The following is a 2,080-nucleotide window of genomic DNA, read 5'->3' as shown; positions in this document are numbered from 1 at the left end:
ACGCGATCGACGACAGCCGGAACAGGTTGCGCAGCCCGGCGGCGTTGGCTGCGAGCATCGTCATGTGGGTGTAGGCGCCGCCACCGGACACGTCACCGCCCTCACCCGCAGGGTCGACGTCGCGCTGCGAGCGTTCCCCCCACAGGACAGGCCGCTTGTGGTGGCGCGACTCGGGCGCCAGGTACGCCTCGATCCCGATGATCGGCTTGACACCCGCGGACTTCGCACCCTGATAAAATTCGTAGGCACCGAACATGTTACCGTGGTCGGTCATCCCGACAGCCGGCATCCCCAACTTCGCCGCTTCCTTGAAAAGCAGGCCCGTTTTCGCCGCACCGTCCAGCATCGAATACTCAGTGTGCACATGGAGGTGAACAAAAGAATCCGTCGGCATCCCAGTCCCCTCTCGCCCACAACGGCCCGCCGGTCGGAGTCTAACCCCGCCACCCAGAGCCACCGGAGAGGCACGCGACACAACAGCCCCTAAGCGCGTTGATCCTCCAAAGACAATTCGTTGAGATCAATGGTGGACCCGTCGACATACCCGAGAACGCAGCGACGCGATGAGGCGCGCCCTGCGTCGTGGTCAGCCACGTGCCGCGCGAGTACACCTCCTCGCTTTACGCCCTTGCTCGCCGACGCGGCCCGGCCCTGCCGGCACCAACCGGGCGACAGGTGGTATGTCGACGACACCCACGTCAAGATCGCCAGCCGATGGACCTACCTGTACCGGGCGGTCGACCAGCACGGGCGGGTCATCGATGTTCTCACCAGTACCCCAGTACCCGCCGCGACCAGACGACTGCCCGCCGGTTCTTCGACCGGGCGCCGGCGTATGGGCGCCGGCGTATGGGCGCCGCCCGGTCGAGGTCACTACCGACAAAACCCCGGTCTACCCGCGGACCCTCGACGAGCCGCTCCCGAGGCCTGCCATTCCGGCGCCRAAAACGCCGCGACCTCGGATTTTGCGGCGCTGCGCGACATATCCCGGAACGGGCCGATACGTAACGTTTCGTCTGGTAATCGAGCGGTTAGGGGGCCGATCCGCCGTCCCACCCCGCGGACACCGCGGCGAACCGGCGATCTCGCCGTCTGCCCGCTCCGCCGCATCAGCCCAGGTCACAGGCCCAGGACGACTTCTGGCATCCCACAGGCTCAGGCCGGGACGGGAGCGGTCCGGCATGCGTCGATAAAGGTGACCAGTTCATTCACCCGGTCGGACCGGGCGTTGACGGCGCGGTTCACGACCCGGATGAGGTGAGCGTAGGCATCTGTGTGGTCGTAGTGGGCGACTTCCCGGATCCGCAGTGCCCATCGCCAGTAGCCGCGGATGGTGTCRGCCAGTGGCATCCGGAAGGTCGCAATGACCTCGCGGATTGGCTCCACCACGGCGTCGCCCTCCCGGCGCAGGTACCGCTCGACTACATCCGCCATGAACGCGAAGTGGCGCGACTCGTCGCGGGCGAGTCGGGTGAGGACGTCGGCCAGGACCGGATCGCCGGCCACGGTGCGTACAGAGCTTGAATGGTCAGGGTCTGGCTACGGCGGTTCCGGGTCGATGATCAGTTCGGTCTGGCCGAGGAAGCCGGYGATCAGGTCGGGCCGGTACTGGACGCGTTTGAGCAGGGTCTTGATCGTGGCGGTGAGCTGGTCGACGGTGACCCGGACGTGGTTGCCCAGGTCGCGTTTGACGTGGGCCCACACGCCTTCGACGGGGTTGAGGTCGGGGGCGTAGGCGGGCAGGGGGATCACGGTCAGCCAGTGGGCGTGGCGGGTGAGGAACCTGCGCATCGCGGCGCTGCGGTGGGTGTTGAGGTTGTCCCAACACAGGATGATCGGAGCACGGRGCTGGTGGTGCGCGGCGACGAGCAGGGTGGCGTAGTCGTCCTCGGAGAAGCTACGACGCTCGCCCTTACGGCCGTGGTGGGTCAGGACCCGGTAGAACAGCCGGGGCCGCTGGCCGGGCCGGTAGCAGACCAGGGCTGCCATCGAGACCCGCCCGGAGCCCTTCCCGGACACTCGCACGGTCGGGGTGTGTCCCCGTGGGGCCCAGGTCCGGGCCTTCGGGGGTCGCAGGCTC

2 protein-coding genes and 2 pseudogenes are annotated in these 2,080 nt (G+C 67.5%); 1 reads left to right on the top strand and 3 read right to left on the bottom strand.

What is annotated here, in order from left to right; genetic code table 11:
• Window positions 1-394, bottom strand: a 394-nt coding sequence (locus tag CcI156_RS23610; protein ID WP_139341616.1) for a PHP domain-containing protein, incomplete at its 3' end; no start/stop codon positions are given.
• A 222-nt stretch (window positions 395-616) separates the two neighbouring features.
• Here CcI156_RS23610 and CcI156_RS23605 point away from each other — a divergent pair.
• Window positions 617-1,051: pseudogene (locus CcI156_RS23605) on the top strand (DDE-type integrase/transposase/recombinase); the annotation flags it as partial.
• A gap of 104 nt (window positions 1,052-1,155) precedes the next feature.
• Here CcI156_RS23605 and CcI156_RS23600 read toward each other — a convergent pair.
• Window positions 1,156-1,515, bottom strand: a pseudogene (locus tag CcI156_RS23600) (acyl-ACP desaturase); the annotation flags it as partial.
• Between the two features lie 24 nt (window positions 1,516-1,539).
• A partial coding sequence (locus tag CcI156_RS23595; protein ID WP_254847592.1) for a transposase occupies window positions 1,540-2,080 on the bottom strand: 541 nt, incomplete at its 5' end.

Source organism: Frankia sp. CcI156, from assembly GCF_001983015.1.
GTDB classification, from domain to species: Bacteria; Actinomycetota; Actinomycetes; order Frankiales; family Frankiaceae; genus Frankia; species Frankia casuarinae.
Note: the sequence above shows the minus strand (reverse complement) of the source record. Positions and strands in the feature narration are given on the sequence as shown.